Origin of the sequence: Streptomyces sp. NPDC046727 (assembly GCF_040645635.1) — a bacterium.
GTDB lineage: Bacteria > Actinomycetota > Actinomycetes > Streptomycetales > Streptomycetaceae > Streptomyces.
Genome location: NZ_JBEYYR010000029.1, coordinates 72,294 through 88,282, shown reverse-complemented (window position 1 = coordinate 88,282; position 15,989 = coordinate 72,294). Strand labels below are relative to the sequence as shown.

General features: G+C 69.5%; 10 protein-coding genes and 4 pseudogenes. 3 read left to right on the top strand and 11 right to left on the bottom strand.

Annotated features, from left to right (window positions below):
• Positions 1-17: 17 nt before the first annotated feature.
• Positions 18-811: pseudogene (locus tag ABZ937_RS29925) on the bottom strand (transposase family protein).
• Positions 811-1,145, bottom strand: a pseudogene (locus ABZ937_RS29920) (transposase family protein); the annotation flags it as partial. The pseudogenes ABZ937_RS29920 and ABZ937_RS29925, both read right to left, overlap by 1 nt.
• On the opposite strand from ABZ937_RS29920, the pseudogene ABZ937_RS29915 reads away from it, so the two are divergent.
• Positions 1,146-1,534 (top strand): annotated as a pseudogene (locus ABZ937_RS29915) (VOC family protein).
• A gap of 41 nt (positions 1,535-1,575) precedes the next feature.
• On the opposite strand, the gene ABZ937_RS29910 reads toward ABZ937_RS29915, so the two are convergent.
• From ABZ937_RS29910 to ABZ937_RS29900, 3 genes and pseudogenes are all read right to left on the bottom strand, one after another.
• Entirely contained in the window at positions 1,576-2,382 is an 807-nt protein-coding gene (locus tag ABZ937_RS29910; RefSeq protein WP_361696431.1) for a methyltransferase, read from the bottom strand.
• 55 nt (positions 2,383-2,437) lie between these two features.
• Positions 2,438-3,550: pseudogene (locus tag ABZ937_RS29905) on the bottom strand (penicillin acylase family protein); the annotation flags it as partial.
• 118 nt (positions 3,551-3,668) lie between these two features.
• Positions 3,669-5,003 (bottom strand): lysine 2,3-aminomutase, encoded by a 1,335-nt coding sequence (locus tag ABZ937_RS29900; RefSeq protein WP_361696430.1) that lies wholly within the window; start codon positions 5,001-5,003, stop codon positions 3,669-3,671.
• A gap of 141 nt (positions 5,004-5,144) precedes the next feature.
• On the opposite strand from ABZ937_RS29900, the gene ABZ937_RS29895 reads away from it, so the two are divergent.
• Both ABZ937_RS29895 and ABZ937_RS29890 read left to right on the top strand, forming a co-directional pair.
• Positions 5,145-6,056 (top strand): ABC transporter ATP-binding protein, encoded by a 912-nt coding sequence (locus ABZ937_RS29895; protein WP_361696429.1) that lies wholly within the window; start codon positions 5,145-5,147, stop codon positions 6,054-6,056.
• A 33-nt stretch (positions 6,057-6,089) separates the two neighbouring features.
• Positions 6,090-6,923 carry an ABC transporter permease gene (locus ABZ937_RS29890; protein ID WP_361696428.1) on the top strand — a complete coding sequence of 278 codons (834 nt, stop codon included), beginning with the start codon at positions 6,090-6,092 and terminating at the stop codon, positions 6,921-6,923.
• A gap of 5 nt (positions 6,924-6,928) precedes the next feature.
• Here ABZ937_RS29890 and dpgC read toward each other — a convergent pair whose 3' ends face one another.
• The 6 genes from dpgC to ABZ937_RS29860 are packed head-to-tail and all read right to left on the bottom strand — an operon-like array spanning position 6,929 to position 15,970.
• Positions 6,929-8,206 carry a (3,5-dihydroxyphenyl)acetyl-CoA 1,2-dioxygenase DpgC gene (gene dpgC / locus ABZ937_RS29885; RefSeq protein ID WP_361696467.1) on the bottom strand — a complete coding sequence of 426 codons (1,278 nt, stop codon included), beginning with the start codon at positions 8,204-8,206 and terminating at the stop codon, positions 6,929-6,931.
• 56 nt (positions 8,207-8,262) lie between these two features.
• Positions 8,263-8,958, bottom strand: coding sequence for an enoyl-CoA-hydratase DpgB (gene dpgB / locus ABZ937_RS29880; RefSeq protein WP_361696427.1), 696 nt, complete (start codon positions 8,956-8,958; stop codon positions 8,263-8,265).
• Between the two features lie 31 nt (positions 8,959-8,989).
• On the bottom strand, positions 8,990-10,072 hold the full coding sequence (gene dpgA, locus ABZ937_RS29875) for a 3,5-dihydroxyphenylacetyl-CoA synthase DpgA (RefSeq protein WP_361696466.1): 1,083 nt from the start codon (positions 10,070-10,072) through the stop codon (positions 8,990-8,992).
• An 8-nt stretch (positions 10,073-10,080) separates the two neighbouring features.
• Positions 10,081-11,400, bottom strand: a complete 1,320-nt coding sequence (locus ABZ937_RS29870; RefSeq protein ID WP_361696426.1) for a PLP-dependent aminotransferase family protein — start codon at positions 11,398-11,400, stop codon at positions 10,081-10,083.
• The gene (locus ABZ937_RS29865; protein ID WP_361696425.1) at positions 11,397-12,569 is read right to left on the bottom strand and encodes a phosphopantetheine-binding protein; all 1,173 of its coding nucleotides are present in this window, start codon (positions 12,567-12,569) and stop codon (positions 11,397-11,399) included. The genes ABZ937_RS29870 and ABZ937_RS29865 overlap by 4 nt, the downstream gene beginning before the upstream one ends.
• Before the next feature lie 11 nt (positions 12,570-12,580).
• Positions 12,581-15,970, bottom strand: coding sequence for an amino acid adenylation domain-containing protein (locus tag ABZ937_RS29860; protein WP_361696424.1), 3,390 nt, complete (start codon positions 15,968-15,970; stop codon positions 12,581-12,583).
• Between the last annotated feature and the right edge of the window lie 19 nt (positions 15,971-15,989).

Sequence of the window (15,989 nt, the reverse complement as noted above, 5' to 3'; positions counted from 1 at the left end):
TGGGCCCCGAACCGTTTTCATCCTGAACATGTGCAGGTCATCAGGGTGTGGACGGCTTGATCTGCTGTGCCGGTGCGGCGGGTGGAACAGCGTGCTCGTCATGGCAACCGCCAGGTCTTGAGTTGAGCGAAGGCGCGTTCTCCGGGGGCGCGGAGACGGGCGTGGTCGCGGTTGTAGTGCTGGTAGTGGGCGAGTTGTTCGCGGTGGTAGGGGTGCGGACGGTGGCGCCGGCGCCTTGGTAGGCGCGGTCCGCCAGGACGAGGATCTGCCTCGTGAGGCAGGCTTGGACGATGCCGTGCGCGCGGGCTGCGGTCAGGTCGTGGGTGCGGCCCGGCATTGCGCGGGAGAACCACAGGGGGGTGCCGTCGGGACGTGCGATGACCTGGATGTTCATGCCGTGCTGCTTGTGTTTCTGGGAGTAGTACGGCTCGTCCGCGGCGATGCGGTCGATGGGCATGAGCGTGCCGTCGACGATGACGAAGTCCCCTTCGCCCAGGCCGACGAGGGCCTCGTGCAGGCCGGGCGCCCAGGAGGCCAGGACCTCAAGAGTTTCGTGCACGTACCGCCACGCCGTCGCGGTGGGGACACCGAACCCCGCCGCGAGCTGGGGCAGCGTCTCGTTCCTGCGCAGGTGTACCGGCGCCAGCAGGGCCTGCTTGAAGCAGCCCGACTTGCGCCGTCGCGAGCGACGTTCACACCTTCGGGCATAGATGAGCCAGGACACATGCTCAACCAGCCCATACGAGACATCGGCGCGATACGGGACCAAGCGAGGCTCCTCGGACGATGGGTGGTGCGTAGAGAACACCACCGCAACAGGGCGTTGGCCCGCTCGGCGCCGCGTGGACGCCTCGGATGACCGAGTTGAACGCTTGCCACTCATCATCGAGTTCGCTGCCCTTGGGCTTCTTGACCGGGTGGCGGAAGCCGTCGCCGGCGTTCTCGTAGCCGAGGTCGGTCAGGGTGGGAATGTCCAGGGTGGATGCGAGCCGGTTGAGGGCGTCGACCAGGCCGTGGGTGCGGGCGCAGGTGGCGTCATGCTCGCGGCCGGGGCGGACCGGGGAGACTCAGATCTGCCAGCCGTCGGGGGCGGAGATGACCTGGGCGTTGCCGCCGTGGTGCTTGTGCTTCCCGGACCACCAGAGGTGGGATTCACTGAGTTGGCCGTTGACTGCCACGATCCTGAAAAGCTCGCGGCCTTCTGGTGCGAGGTCCTGGACTTCAAGGTGATCGACCGGAGCGAGGGCAAGGTCAAGATCGGTTCCTGGGTGCCGACCGTCGAGGATGTTCGGGCCCGTCAGATGCCGCCCACCCTGGTGTTCATCCAGGTACCTGAGGGCAAGACCGTGAAGAACCGGCTTCACCTCGACGTCAGCCCAATCGACGGCAGCACCGAGGACGAGGTGACCAGATTGCTCGGCCTCGGCGCCACCAAGACGGATGTGGGCCAGGGGCCAGACCGAACTGGGTAGTCATGGCAGACCCCGAGGACAACGAGTGCGACGTCCTACGCACCCTGGCACCGCAGACCTAGGCCGCGAGCGGGCACCCGCACCCCGTCACACACCGCAACCGTTACGTTGCCGAGAAGACCTCACCATCAAGGACTGGTTGGTCCACAGTGACGCGAATCTTGGACTGATTGTGAGGGAGATTCTCCCAATCATTCATAAATCGGGCTCTGAGCCCGTATTTCTCGGCAAGGGCAATCAGCGTGCCAGAACGATAAAAGAAGTCCTCGCGAAGAAGATGATGCTCCTCCCCCTCGGTCCGATAGAAAGTGAAGTCGAAGAAACCCTCCGGGGCCATCACCCTCCGCACATTCGCCAGGCACTCCTCAATATCTTCGGGTGGAGTATGCGAGAAGACAGAGTGAGCGTGCACCACCGTGAAGTAGCCTGCCGGCAAGAAATCCAACTTCAGGTCCTGGACCAGAGTGAGATGCGGTACCTTACTCTGAATCCCTTGCATCACCAGTGTCTTCTTGGCCGCAACGAGGACGTCAGGGGATATGTCGATCCCGTAATAGTGACCGGTGTCCAGGTAGTCGATAAGCCGCCACCCGGCACGGAGGTTGCCGCAGCCGATCTCCAGTACCCGGTCGTCCGGTCGGAGACCGTGCTCGACCAGGTAGTCGAACTGCATTTTGCCCGTCTCCAGCCATTGATCGCGACTCGGGCTGCCTACCGCTCTGTCGGGGTTACGAGCGACGTCCGAAGCCATGACCGCACGATAATACGACACATGATCTGGGCTCTTGAGCCACAGCCAGCCATCGCGCACGGCGCGGCGGAGGTAGGGCTCGATCAAGGACGGCCGACGTAAGGCATCACCGACTTCATGCAGCAGCCTAACGTAAGTGGCGATCGCGTTTTTGGGCATGACTCTCCAAGTGTGTTGTCCTTGCATGGGTATGGCGACTCAAAGCAGTCCAGTAACCGCCACTCGCCGAATTCCACGTGCGCTCGATCTTGTTCCCCCAGGCAGCGAGGACGCCGCAGGCCTGGCAGACGTCGACTGCCGTGCCATCGCTCGCCGTGGCGGTGCCGCTCGGGAGCGCCGCGCAGGCGGCGTCCTTGTCGCTCCCGGCGAGATCCCTGGCCGGCACACGGTTGGCGAACTGCTGCTGGTGCAGGTCCCGTACGGTCTGTTCGCCCTTCCGGGCCATCCGGTCGCCGTCCTCGATCGCGCCGCGGGTACGGATGAGGCGCGGCGTGTCGATGTCGCCGAAGATCCGCTCATATCCGCGCAGCGGCTGCTGCACGTTCGCGAGCCAGGCGCCGTCGTTGGAGTTCTCCGTGTACGGCGCGTCCTTCAGCGTCGGCATCCGCGCGGGCCTGAAAACGCCCGGCTGGACGGCGTCCGGGTCGCTGCCCAGCGCGCAGTCGCCGCGTGAACCGTCCAGGATCGCGAACCCCGAGGCCGGATAGGTGGACCTGTCGAGCAGCGTCGAACAGCGGGTGGCCCACTCGTCGGCGATCCTGGAGAGCACTTGCGACTGGGTGAAAAGGGAGCGTCCCGAGGAGTCGGCGGCGACGGTGTTCACCCAGGGCAGGCCCTGGTGCAGTTCCAGGGACTTCACTACGCCGGCCGTGCTGTGAGCCTTGCCGAAGCCGAGTGAGGTGTCGCCGCAGCGGAGGTTCTGCGCGTCGGGGTCGTTCGGTGCGTACGCCGTCGTGGTCGTCCAGGGCAGTGACAACTGCCCGCCGCCGAGGGTGCCGAGGACCGGTCCGTAGCGCGTCCACCACTGGGTGCGGGTCACCGGCGCGCCGTCCTCGACGGCGACGGTCACAGTCCGCTTCCCCATGCGTTCCGGTCGACCGTCCACCAGATAGGTCGTCGGATCCACTGGGTCCAGTGTCAGCCGGCAGAGGCCGAGTGGGGTGCCGGTCCCGACGGTATGGCTCCACGCCACGTGGGCGTTGTAGCCGAGGGAGATGGTGGGTGACCCCAGCAGCGAGGCGGTGGGCGGCTGCGCGGAGGTGATGTCGTTCACGGCCCGCACCTGGCCGGCGAGGACAGCGAGGGCGTAGGCCCTCGTGGCCACGTCCGCCATGGTGGTGAACAACGCCGCGGCCGTGACGACGAGCCGCCTCAAGCAGTTGCGCATCCGTTCCGCCGGCCTCCCTCTTCTGCATGGGAATGGGATCACTCCTCGGTCGTGACGGTCAGTGGCCGCCCGTCGGCGCTGTCAGCAGTGCAGCCGCGATATCGGCGGGAGTGTCGGCATCGAGTTCGAGATCGTCCAGCCAGGCGGCCGAATCCGAATAGTGGGCGCGGAAGGGGCGGCCGACGAGGGAGGGATTACGGGCCTGAAGCAGCCGAAGCCGGAAGTATTTCCTTCGGTTGGTGTACTCGACCCCGTCCACCACGACTTTTCCTGCGGTTGCGGACATGACCGGACCGCGCACGGTCCGCGCCAGGCCGGGCAGTTCGCGGTATGCCTTGTGGAAGATGTCGACTGCCCGGGCGAGCCGGACCTTGAAATAGTCGTGAGGGCCGGTGTCACGTTCCACGAAGAGGTAGTAGGGGACGACACCTGCCGACAGTTCCGCGCGCCACAGCCGCGTCCAGGTGCGGGCGTCGTCGTTGACCCGGGCGATGAGCGGCGCTTGGCCGTACACCAGGGCTCCGGTGGCCCGGACGCGGGCCAGGGCCCTGCGGGCGAGGTCGGTTTCCAGTTCTCGGGGGTGGCTGAAGTGCGCCATCACGGCGAGGGTGCGTCCGGAGGCGACGACCTCCTCGAACAGGCGGAGCACGTCGTCGGCGTCCTTGTCGGTGGTGAAGCGCTGCGGCCAGTAGGCGAGGGACTTGGTGCCCACGCGCACCGTACGGACGGTGTCCACGCCGAGCAGCGGCAGCACGTGGTCGTGCAACCGGTTCGTGGACATCACCAGGGGATCCCCGCCGGTGACCAGGACATCGCTCACGTGCGGATGCCGCCGGAGGTAGGCGATCAGCTGCCCGGGGTCGCGCGCGGCGAACCGCAGGTCGGCATCGCCGACGAACTGGGCCCAGCGGAAGCAGTAGGTGCAGTAGGCGTGGCAGCTCTGCCCGTTGGCGGGGAAGTACAGGACGGTCTCGCGGTACTTGTGCTGGACTCCGGCGAGCGGCACGTCGTCGAGGCGGGGGACGTTGAGCTCCTTCTGCCCGGACGGGTGGGGGTTGAGGCGAGCGCGTATGTCCCGGACGGCATCGGCGATCCGGGCCGTCGGGGCACCTTCGTCGAGAAGTCCGGCCAGGAGCCGCTCGTCGTCGGCGGTGATCATGCCGCGTTGCGGAAAGACCATCTGGAAGACGGGGTCTTCGGGGATGTTCCCCCAGTCGACGAGCTGTGACAGCACGTACTCGTTCACCCGGAACGGCAGCACCAGGGAAATTCGGCGCAGGGAGTCCCGGAATTCGTCCGTCAGTCCGTATCGGGCCGCTATTTCGTCTATCTGACGCGGACCATAGGCGCGGAATCTCGTCGTCTGAACCCAATCGGGCGCGAGCGTTGTCATATGCGGGTTCCTTCACCCTGATCATCGTGCGCACTGTCGGCCAAGTTCCTCATGGGCGCTTCTCGCCTCTGGACTTTCCCCTCAAATGCTGCCTACCCTTGGACAATTCGCTGGAATACAGAGGCCGAGGGAGCCGCCCGTATGACCGAAACCGCTGTCCGCATCGAGGGTGCGGTGAAGCGTTACGGCTCCCTCGCCGCGGTCGACGGACTGGATCTCACGGTTCCCTCGGGCATGTTCCTGGGGTTGCTCGGGCCGAACGGAGCCGGCAAATCCACCACGATGCGGCTGCTCACCGGACAGACGCGGGCCGATCACGGGACCGTGGAGGTCTTCCGGCACCGGCTGCCCGAGGCCTCCCGCCGGGTCCGGGCACTGACCGCTGTCGTCCCGCAACACGACGATCTCGACGCCGAGCTGACAGTCCGTGAGAATCTGGAGGTGTTCATCCGGCTGACAGGGCTGCCCCGGTCCCGCTACCGGCGGGCGGTGTCCGGGGCGCTGGAGGCGGTGGACCTCAGCGGCCGGTCGGGGACCCGCGTGGACCGGTTGTCCGGAGGTATGCGCCGGCGGTTGCTGCTGGCCCGGGGCATCCTGGGTTCGCCTCGACTGCTCCTGCTGGACGAACCCACCATAGGCCTCGACCCGCAGATCCGGCAGACCCTCTGGGAGGTCATCGGCGAGCTGCGCGCGGCCGGGACGACCGTGGTGATGTCGACCCACTACATCGAGGAGGCCGAGCGGCTCGCCGATGAAGTGGCCGTGATGTTCGCGGGGCGTCTGATCGCCCGCGGCACACCCGCGGAGCTGTTGCGTCGTCATGCCGGCGCCCAGGCCGCCGAGTATCGGGGCGACACGCGGCGGCACGCCCAGGTCTCCGCGGCCGCGACGCAGGCCGGGCTGCCCAGCCGCCGTACCGGGCTGTCCGTCTCCGTGCTGCGGGCGGAGACGATGTCCCCACGCATGCGCGAGGAGCTGGGCCCGCCCGACGTGCTGCGTCCCACCACTCTGGAAGACGTCTTCGTGGTCTTGACCGGCGAGCTGTTCGGCTGACGCGTTGTCCCTCCGCTGCTGAGAGGATCCACCGTGACCAGGGCGATTCCCGCATCTTCCGCGCGCTCCGGTGAGGACACCGGGGCGCGCGACGACGAGCAGGACACCGTGCTGTGGCCGGTCGTCCGCGCTGTGTGGCTGCGCGAGCTCCTGCTCTTCCGCCGTTACTGGCCGGCCGTCACCTTCGGCTCGCTCGTGGAGCCGCTGATCTACATCGGCGGTTTCAGCCTGGGTTTCCGCCGGCTGATCGGCACCGCGACCGGCCAGCCCTACCCACAGTTCCTGAGCACGGGCATGGTGGCAACGGCGATTCTGTTCTCCTCGGTGTTCACCGGCATGTTCGAGACGTACAACCGGCGTCGGTACCAGAAGGTGTACGACGCGGTGTTGAGCCGGCCGGTGAACGTGTGGGAACTGGTGAGCGCCGAAGCATCGTGGATCGCGGCCAAGTCTGCTGTGTACGGGTCCGCTCCGCTGCTCGTGGCCTTCGCGGCGGGCCTCCCCCTCCGGGCGGGACTGCTGCTGGTACCGCCGATCGCGTTGCTCACGGGGCTCGGCTTCGCGCTGTGCGGGATGTGGGTGTCCTGTCTCGTGCCCGCGGCCGACTGGCTGCGGCTGATCGCCTCGGGATTCCTCACGCCCCTGGTGATGGCGGCGGGCGTGTTCTTCCCGCTCACCGGACTGCCCGGCTGGGCCCGCACCGCCGCCCTGGCCAACCCTCTGTACCACTGCACCGAGCTCGTACGGCACCTTTCCTTCGACGCGCTGCACCCCGGCGATGCGGGGCACGCCGCGTTCCTGGCGGTGTTCTGCGCGGTCGCCTGGTGCCTGGCCGTCTCCACCATGCGCCGCCGGCTCCTGGACTGACGCGATCATGCCCTGGCCTCCGTGAAGCGCCCGACCTTGCCCAGCACGTCCTCGCTGTACAGCCGTACCGCCTGTTGCACGGCGAACTCCGCCATGTAGGCGCGAAACGCGTCCCGGGGTTCCTCGGCCAGATTCAGCATCCGGCGATTGGTGACCACCGCCTGCCCGGTGAGCCGCTCCACGCTCGACTCGACCAGCGCGTCCAGCTCGCGCGGATCCGCCACCTCGTCGATGAACAGCCGCGCGTCCGGTTCGGTGGCCCGGATTCTGCGTCCCCACAGAATGAGCTGCCGTGAGGTGCGCCCGCCCGCGAATCGCCCCAGCCGGAAGTTGGCCGCACCCGGGACGATGCCCTCCTGGGCCGCCGGCAGGCTGAGATAGGCGTCCTCCCCCGCCACGACGCGGTCGAAGACGAGCAGCAGCTGTGCTCCCCCGCCGATGGCGAAGGTGTCGACCGCGGCGACCCAGGGTTTCTCCACGGTGCGGGTCAGCCAGGACCGGTCGTGATCCACCCGCACCCCTCTGACCAGCTTGTTGATGTAGCCGAGCTCTCTGCGCAGCAGGAAGTCGACGAGGGAGATCCGGCCGGCCTGGAGGCTCTTGAGATTGATTCCGGCGCTGAAGACCCGCCGGTTGAGATAGCGAGGGTGGCTCATGGGGCCGCCCCTCAGGACTCCGACGCGGACGTCGGGGTGCAGCAGGGCGAGGTCCACTGCCGTCTCCATGTCCTCGACCTGGGCGTCGTCCTCGGCGTTGAGGCAGTCGTCCCGGCACATCGTCACATGGGCCGCTTCGTCGCGGCGTTCGAGGAGGACCGAGCCCAGGTCGAGCTCGCCCGTCCGCTCGAACCGCGGCAGCAGGTCCAGGGCCCGCCGGGTCGGTCGCAGCATGGCCTCCACCAAGTGCGGGCCGGCGAGCGGGGAGCGCAGCAAGGCGCCGAAGAAGATGCCCTGGTCGATCTCCCGGCCCTCCTTGGCGGCTTGCGGCCGGGCCCGCTCGGCGCTGATCTGCTCCGGGGTGGGGGCCAGGCCGGGGAACTCCGCGGCGGCGGCATACGCCAGTTCCGGCAGCCGGAGCTCCTTCGTACGGCCCTCGGTGAGCCGGTCGTACACCGTGTCGGCGTGGGCCGCCAGGAACCGGCTGCGCAGAGCACGTACCGCGTTCTTGGCCTGGCCCGCGAGTTCCCGCTCGGGCGGGGTGCGCCGCTCGGGCTCGGGCAGCTCGGCCAGCGTCTCCTCCGCCCGCGAGGCGGCCTCGGCCAGGGTGCGGCTCGCCGGCCGCAGGTCGACCGCGACCGGTTCCCCGGCAACCCGCTTCAGCTCGTCGAAAGCAGAGGTGTTCACGGCGTGTCCTTGGGGGGTGTGCGGCGCAGCAGCCGGTCACACGCGGCGAGATGACGGCCCAGCGCGTCCTCGAAGGCCACGGTCGACGCCTCGTGCAGCAGTCGGCGCCGGACGGCGAGTTCGCTTCCGTCACGGCCGACGGCTGCCTGGTGGCCGCGCCGTATCCCGCTGCGCACGTCGGGGACGAATGTGTCGACGATGCCGAGCTCCACGGCTTCGTCGGCGGGGACAGCCGCCCCGAACAGGACGCAGCGGCGCGCCCTCCCGGCACCCACCTGCTGCACGAGCCGGTACAGGGCCATTCCGGGCCAGCCGACCCCGTTGTGATCCGTCATCACGAGACGCACGTCGGCCGTCGCCAGGCGCAGGTCGGTTGCGAGCAGGACGTCCAGGGCCAGTCCACCGCAGTCTCCTTCGGCGACCGCCACGGTGGGCGTGTTCAGGCGCTCCAATCGGCGCACGGCCCGTTCCCACCTGCTGACCGCCTGCATGTCGGTGCGGGGCGGGAAGGGGAGTTCGGGTGCGCCGGTGACGTGGAGGAGCACGGCGGCCGGAGTGGTGGTGTCCTCGGCCCGGTCACACAGTGCGTTCAGGTCTGCGCCGGCCCGGGCCGAGGGTGGGAGGGAACCGTCCACCCGTAGCAGCAGTTGCGTGTCGATGCCTGGGTCCGTCTGGAAGCTCGTGGTCGTCATGGTCTCTCCGTTGTTCGTCACGAGTACGCCGCTACCAGCGCACCAGGGCGGTCTCGACGGTCGAGCCGGGGCCCATCGTCATCAGGACGCCGTGGTCGCCCGGGCGGACGGCGCCCTCGTCGAGCAGGCGCTGGTAGGAGAAGAGAAAGGAACCGCTGGACAGGTTGCCGTAATCGCGCAGAACAGCGGTGGTGTGGCGGACGTCGTGGCGGCTCAGGCCGAGGTTGACCATGACGGCGTCGATCACCTTCTTGCCGCCGGAGTGGATGAGCCAGTGCCCGATCCCGCTGCGGCGCAGCCCCGTTCCGTCGAGCAGGCGGTGGACCACACGCTCGGCGTACGCGCCCACCACATAGGGAACTTCGGGGTCGAGGAAGAAGGAGAACCTGTTCTGTGTGTGGTCCCAGTCGAAGCGCATCGCGTCCATGGCTTCGGGGATGATGACGCTGGCGAACTTGAGGATGCTGGGCCCTGGCCGGGCCTTGGGGTCCTCGCCCGAGACTGCGGCGATCGCCGCCGCTCCGTCGCCGAAGAGGCTGTTCACCACGGAGGTGCGCATCGTGCTGTCGAAGACGTAGGCGGCGGAGCAGGCCTCGGTGCAGACCATCACCGCGAGTCGGCCGGGGTTGGCCTGTGCCCAGCCGGAGACCGAGTTGAGCGCGTTGAGGCCGGCGTTGCACCCCATGCCGACGATGTCGAGCCGTGAGGAGTGCGGGCTCATCCCCAGCTCCGCCAGCACCAGCGCGCTCAGGCCCGGGGTGAGGAAGCCGGTGGAGGTCACACAGCACAGATGGCTGATGTCGCCCGGTTCGGCGCCCGCCTCCTTGAGGCAGTCGGACACGGCGCGTACGGCCATGTCCACGGCCTGCCGCTTGTGTTTGGCCAGGAGCTCGCCCTGCGGCTCCGGGACGGGCAGCCCGTCCGGGCCTGTGGGCGGCAGGGTCAGGTATCTGCGTTCGATGGCACTGTTGAGGAAGACGGAGCGGATGCGCGGATCCTCGATCCGGTAGGTGTCGAGCAGTTCGGACTGGGTGTACGACGTCGCCGGCACGGCGGTGCCGACGCCGACGACGCGTGGCTGCAGGGAAGTGTCCGGGAGGCCCGGCCCGTGCATGGTGGAGGTCACTGTGCCGCTCGCTCTCTCTGTTCGGCAACGAAGGCCGCCAGCCGGTCCAGGCCTTCCTCGATCTCCTCGGGCCGCAGATGACTGAAGGACAGCCGTATCTGCCGGTGCGGCTGCCCGTCCCCGTAGAAGTGGTGCATCGGTGTGAAGAGGACCCGGTGGGTGCGGGCGCACTGTTCCAGCAGCCGGTCGTCCGCCGGGAAGGGCAGGGTCAGCCGCAGGAAGAAGCCTCCCTGGGGGGTGTTCCAGGCGACGGGTGAGTCGGGCTCGCGGGGAAAGCGGGCCGCGAGCCCGTCGAGCAGGGTGCGCAGGTTGTTCCGGTACACCGCGGTCTCCCGGGTGTTGGCGGCGCGCATGCTGCATCCGTGTTCCAGCAGCTTTCCGCCGATCACCGCCTGGGCGAGGGGGGAGGTGTTGACCGTGAGGACGCTCTTGATCTTCGCCAGTTCGTCGGCGAGCAGGGTGGTGCGGCCGGACGGCGCCGACACGCGCTGGTCCGCGACCGCGAAGCCGACTCGGGCTCCCGGGATTCCGGTCTTGGCGTAGGACCCCAGGTAGACGACGCGGCGGGAGCGGTCCAGCGCCTTGAGGGTGGGCACCTGCTCCGCGTCCCCGCCAAAGACCCCGTACGGGTTGTCCTCAAGGATCAGGAAGTCGTGCCGCGCGGCCATACGCAGCAGGGTCAGGCGGGATTCCACATCGAGGCTGACGCCCGTGGGATTGGCGAAGTCCGGTGTGAGATAACAGGCGCGCGGCCGCAGTCCCCGCGCCCGGGCGCGGATGACGACGGATTCCAGGTCGTCGAAGTCGATGCCGTCGGCGGTCGCTCTGACCGGCAGCAGCGGCATGTCGGTCAACTGGGCCGCCCCGTACGCGCCGACGTACGTGGGTGGTACGACGAGCAGGGCGTCCCGGTCGGTGCGGCGCACCGCACGGAGCGTCATGTACAGGGCTTCCTGGCAGCCGGTGGTCACCACGACGGCCTCGGGGTCGACGGTGATCCCCTCGTCCACCTGCAGGTTGCGGGCGATCAGGTCGTGGATGATCCCTTTGGTCCGCCCGTACTGAAGGAGGGTGCGACGGACCTGGACCGCGTCGGCACCGGGCTGGGCGAGCAGGTGTTCGCGGAAGGTGTCCAGGTAGCGGTGCACCGCGTCGAGGTCGAAGAACCCCTCGTAGGGGCGGCCCGCGGCGAAGGAGATGGCGTCGGGGTACCGATGAGCCACCTCGTTGAGAAAGTTCATGGATTCGCTGACGGGAGAGTCCAGTGCGCCGTGCAGGTCGAGAAGGCTCAGTTCCGCCGCGTCGGGGGCGTTCACTGCCGTCCTCCCGGTGGTGCCGGTGCGTCCTGCGGGGACGCTTCGCCGCTCATGCGACGTGCCAGTGCGGCCACGGTGGGGTCCTCGAAGACGGCTTTGACCTCCAGGGGGACGCCGAAGGCGGCGCGCATCCGATTCGTCAGGCGGATCGCCAGCAGTGAGTTGCCGCCCAGCTCGAAGAAGTCCTCGTCGACGCCGACCTCGGCCACGTCCAGCACTTCGGAGAACAGCCCGCACAGGAGTTCCTCGCCCGGAGTGCGGGCCGCCCGGCGGACGCCGGCGGGGGTCAGCCCGTAGTCGGGTGCCGGAAGGGCCCGGCGGTCGAGGTCGCCCTGGTCGGTCAGCGGGATGCCGTCCAGAAGGACGAGCTCCGACGGCGTCATGTAGTCCGGGAGTTGACCGCCCAGGTACTCCCGGACTGCTCCGAGGTCGAATGCGGAGTCGTCGGCGGGGACGAGGTAGGCGACCAGTGCGCGCTCTCCGGGCCGGTCCTCCCGGACGATCACCGCTGCCTGCCGCACGCCGGGGGCGGCCATCACGCTGGCCGCTGCCTCGCACGGCGCGATCGCGTGACCGTTGATCTTCACCTTGCTGCGCCAGCGACTGGGGTCCAGCGGTGGCCGCACCGGCCTGCCGACGCCCAGCAGTTGACCGAGTCCGGCCACGGTCGGGGCGCGGGACAACAGGTCCGGGCGCATGACGGTGTGCAGTTCGGCCGTGGCCCGGCGCGCGAGCTCGGTCGCCTGCCGCTCGGTGCCGCCCAGGTCGAAGAAGTCGTCGTCGATCCCGGCGTCCGGCAGGCCGAGGATCTCGGCGAACAGGCTGCACAGGACCTGTTCGCCCGGTGTGCGGGGCGGGCTGGCACCGGCCGGGCTGAAGTCGGGCGTGGGCAGCCTCTGACGGCTCAGCCTGCCATTGGGCTCCAGCGGAAAGGCGTCGAGCACCACCAGCGCGGACGGCACCGTGTACTCCGGCAGCCGGTTGCGGACGTAGCTTCTGACCGCTGCCGGGTCGATGTCCGCGCCGGGGGACGGGACCAGGTAACCGACCAGCCGGGTGTCTCCCCGGCGAGCCGCACGGGCGTCCACGAAGGCCTGCCCCACCCCGGGGGCCCGTGTCAGCATGGCCTCGACCGCTGCGGTGTCAATACGGAACCCGCGAATCCTCACGCTGTCCTCCTCTATTTCCGGCGCCTGGCCGGCCACCCGGGTTTCGCTTCGATGGCGGAGCGGATTCGATCGACCAGCCGACCGGGTGCGGGAGCGGCCTCCCTCGGGACCGCCGCGGGCCGAGGGGCGTCGGGCAGCCCGGTCCTTTCGGGCGGGGCGGGCAGCGCGGCCCGGTCGAGCTTGCCGTTGGCTGTGAGCGGGAGTGCCTCGAGCACGACCAGCGCCGAGGGGACCATGTACTCGGGCAGCCGGGCGGTCAGTGCGCGGGCGACCGCCGCGGTGTCCGGCGTGCCGTCCGTGTCGGGGACGAAGTAGCCGATCAGCCGCTTGGCTCCATGCCGGTCCTCGTCGGCCACGACGGTGGCCTCCCGCACCCCGGGGATGTTCGCGAGGGCCGCCTCCACCTCACCGGTCTCGACCCTGAACCCGCGGATCTTGATCTGGTGATCCGCTCTGCCGAGAAAGACCAGGTCGCCCGTGTGGGTCCAGCGCACCAGGTCGCCGGACCGGTACATGCGATCTCCTGGCTCGGCGAAGGGATCGGGCACGAACCGCTCGGCCGTCAGATCGGGCCGGCCCCGGTACCCGCGCGCCATGCCGGCGCCCGCGAGGTGGAGTTCACCCGTCACACCTGGGGGGACCGGTTGCTGCCACTCGTCGAGGACGTACACCCGGGTGTTGTCCAGCGGTCGCCCCAGCGGCACCGTGGCCTCCGGCCGTTCTCCGGCACGCCATGGCCGCTGGGTGACGCACAGGGTCATCTCGGTGGGGCCGTAGGTGGTGCGGACGACGATGTCCGGGCACGCGTCCAGCACACGCGAGACGGCGGCGGGCGAGATCACGTCCCCGCCGGTGGTCACCTCCGCCAGGCCCCGGAACGCCTCCGGCGCGTCCTCCGCGATCACCCGGAACAGCCCGGCGGTGAGACTGAGCCGGGTGATCCCCCATTGCGCGACCAGCTCCTGCAGGCGGGCGGCGTTCAGTGCGCCGGGCGGGGCGACGACGACCTGGCCGCCTGCCAGCAGGGGTGCCCAGATCTCGTAGGTCGAGCCGTCGAAGGCGTGCGGGGCCTGGAAGAGGATCCGGTCGGTGTGGGTCACCTCCCAGCACGGGTCGAGGGCGAGGTCCACCACCCCCTGATGGGTGATCTCGATGCCCTTGGGCCTGCCCGTGGAACCGGAGGTGTGCATCACGTAGGCCAGGTCCGCGGGTCGTACGACGGGCCGGGCGGCCCGCGCCGGGGCCCGCTGCGGAACACCGTCGACCGCGCTGTCCACCCGCAGGACGCGCCGCCCTGTCCGCTGCTGTTCCGCGACGAGTTCGTGGCCGGCCAGCGCGCGGTCCACGAGCAGGACCTCCGGGGTGGCGTCCGCCAGAGCGGTGCGCAGATGGGTGGCTGGATGCGCGGTGTGCAGCGGCAGATAGGCACTGCTCGCCTTGAGTACTCCGAGGAAGGCGACGACGACGTCCGCCGAGCGTTCCATGAGAACGGGCACGATCGAGCCGGGGCCCACTCTGGCGTCGGCGAGGGCATCGGCCAGCCGCTCCGCCCGTTCGTCCAGCTCCCGGTACGTCAGTGTGGTGTCCGTCGAGGCGATGGCGACCGCGTCGGGGCGTGCGGCGACGCGCTGAGCGAAGACGGACAGCAGGGTGCCTTCGTGAGCGGGGGCGGGGGTCCTGTTCCATGCTCCGAGCACCTGCCGGCGCTCCTCGGGCAGCAGCAGGTCGAATGCGCTGATCCGCCGGTCCGCGTCGGTCACGGCCTGATCGAGCACACGGATCACGCGTTCGCCCAGCGCCCGTGCGGTGTCCCGGTCGAACAGGTCGAGGGCGTAACGCACCAGCAGGCTCAGGCCGTCCGGATCCTCGTCGTCGGCCGCCCGATGGTCGACCTGGAAGCCGAGGTCCACCTTGGCGAACCGGGAGTCGGTGGGGGCGGGTACGCAGCGCAGTCCGGGCAGTCCGAGCTCGCCGCCGGTGTCCCCGGCCCAGGACAGCAGGACCTGGAAGAGCGGATTGCGGGAGAGCGTCCGCTCCGGCTGAAGGACTTCCACCAGGCGCTCGAAGGGCAGGTCGGCGTGGTCGTATGCGGCCAGGTCGGTGTCCCTGACCCTGGCGAGGAGCCCGGCGAAGCTCGGGTCGCCGGACGTGTCGGTGCGCAGGACCAGCGTGTTGGCGAAGAACCCCACCAGGTCGCGCAGCGCCTCGTCGCCACGGCCCGCGATGATGGTGCCCAGCGGGATGTCCGGGCCCGCGCCGAGCCGGGTGAGCGTGGTGGCGAGGGCCGCCTGCACCACCATGAACGTGGTGGCGTTGTGCTGCCGGGCCAGTTGGCGCATGCCCTGATGGGTTGCGGCGCTGATCGGGAGTTCGAGTGCCTCGCCGCGGTGCGAGGCCCGGTCGGGGCGGGGCCGGTCGGCGGGCAGCCTCAGCTCGTCCGGGCTGGTGGCCAAGGCCTCGCGCCAGTAGGCGAGTTGGCGTGCGGCCTCGCTGTCGTCGTCGGCCTCGTCGCCCAGCAGTTCGCGCTGCCACAGTGTGTAGTCCGCGTACTGGACCGGCAGCGGCTCCCAGTCGGGAGCGCGTCCCTCGCGGCGGGCCGCGTAGGCCGTGGTCAGGTCGCGGTGGAGCGGGCGCAGGGAGGTACCGTCCATGGCGATGTGGTGCAGCACCATGACCAGCGTGTACGCGCCGGTCGCGTACTCGATCAGGTGCATGCGGATGGGGATGTCCTGGTCGAGCCGGAAGGGGCGGGTGCTCTCGGCGGCCACAACCTTGTCCACCTCGTCGGGTGCGCAGCGTGTGACGCGGAGTTCCGCTCCGGCCTCCTGAACGGTGAGCACGCGTTGGTACGGTTCGCCGTCGTGCTCCGCGAAGACGGTCCGCAGGCTCTCGTGCCGTGCCACGAGGTCGCGCAGAGCGGAGCGCAGAGCCGCCAGGTCGAGTTCGCCCTGGATCCGGGTGACCATCGGGTCGTTCCAGACGGCACCGGCGCCTTCGAGCCGGTCGAGGAACCACAGGCGCCACTGCCCGGGCGACAGCGGGAGCCGCTCGGGGCGGGACACCGCCGGCCGCAGCCTCGGACGAGGCCGGCCGGCCGACTCGCCCAGCCGGGCGGCCAGTTCGGCCACAGTGGGCGTCTCGAACAGGGCGCGTACCTCGACCTGCGTGTCCAAGACGGTGCGGATGCGGTTGACCAGGCGGACCGCCAGCAGTGAGTGGCCGCCCAGCAGGAAGAAGTCGTCGTCGATCCCGACGTCCGGCAGGCCGAGGATCTCGGCGAACAGTCCCTGCAGGATCTGCTCGCGTGCGGTGCGCGCCGCGCGGCGCGCGGGAGCCTGGGCGGCCGGCGCGGGCCGTGCGGCCCCGGGGAGCTTTCCGTTGGCCGTCAGGGGGCGCGCCACGATCGCGCTCACAGCCGAG

Coding starts and splice junctions, on each gene's coding strand:
- ABZ937_RS29910 (WP_361696431.1), bottom strand. CDS start 2,382: ATGCCCAAAAACGCGATCGCCACTTACGTTAGGCTGCTGCATGAAGTC.
- ABZ937_RS29900 (WP_361696430.1), bottom strand. CDS start 5,003: ATGACAACGCTCGCGCCCGATTGGGTTCAGACGACGAGATTCCGCGCC.
- ABZ937_RS29895 (WP_361696429.1), top strand. CDS start 5,145: ATGACCGAAACCGCTGTCCGCATCGAGGGTGCGGTGAAGCGTTACGGC.
- dpgA (WP_361696466.1), bottom strand. CDS start 10,072: ATGCACGGGCCGGGCCTCCCGGACACTTCCCTGCAGCCACGCGTCGTC.
- dpgB (WP_361696427.1), bottom strand. CDS start 8,958: ATGACGACCACGAGCTTCCAGACGGACCCAGGCATCGACACGCAACTG.